A 942-nucleotide genomic window follows, 5' to 3' on the forward strand; every position below is an offset into this window, starting at 1 on the left:
CGAACAGTTTGCTCTATGACGCGCGGACCAGCAAAACCAATCAATGCATTGGGCTCTGCAATATTTACATCGCCCAGCATTGCCAAACTCGCTGAAACGCCACCGAAAACAGGATCAGTCATAACTGAAACATATGGTAAGCCTGCTTCTTTGAGCTTTTCTAAGGCTGCGGATGTTTTTGCCATTTGCATTAATGAGATTAATGCTTCTTGCATTCTCGCACCGCCACTGGCGCTAAAGCACACAAGAGCACGATGCTCCTCGATACAACAATTCACTGCCTGAACAAACTTTTCGCCTACAACGGAGCCCATGGATCCGCCCATGAAATTAAATTCAAAAGCAGCAATCACTACATCAAGGCCTTGCAANGAACCCTTGAATGTTAATAAGGCATCATCTTCATCGGTACTTTTTTGGGCAGCAGCTAATCGATCTTTATACTTTTTCGTGTCCTTAAACTTAAGCAAATCGTCAGGCTTTAAGTTTTCACTCAGCTCTTCATAACCTGGATCTAAAAATATCTCAGCACGACGACGCGCGTTCACTCTCAAATGGTGTGAACACTTAGGGCATACGTCTAGATTCTTAGACAACTCAGGCAAATAAAGTGCAGATCCACACTTAGGGCACTTCTTCCAAACACCTTCAGGAATATTCCCTCGAGTCTTGGATTCAGATCTAATTACACTAGGCTTAATTCGGTCTAGCCAACTGCTCATTTACTATTCCAACCTTAGGATAGATTAAGCGTCCATCGCTTGACGCATCGAAGACAGTACTGAGCCTAGTTTATCTTTTATAACCGACAAGTCTTCTTGATTTTCTTTAATCGTATTTACCAATACGCTTCCTACAATAACGCCGTCAGACACCTTAGCAACCGCACTTGCTGATTCAGCATCTGTAATACCAAAACCTACACCAACGGGAATATCTGCA

At 43.1% G+C, this 942-nt stretch carries 2 protein-coding genes; both read right to left on the reverse strand.

From position 1 onward, the window contains the following. On the reverse strand, positions 1–722 hold a 722-nt coding region (gene accD / locus A3739_RS27055; protein WP_068503468.1), incomplete at its 3' end, for an acetyl-CoA carboxylase, carboxyltransferase subunit beta. A 24-nt stretch (positions 723–746) separates the two neighbouring features. Next, positions 747–942: tryptophan synthase subunit alpha (locus A3739_RS27060; protein WP_197472627.1), on the reverse strand; the 196-nt coding region annotated here is incomplete at its 5' end.

It is taken from the genome of Oleiphilus sp. HI0067 (genome assembly GCF_001635735.1).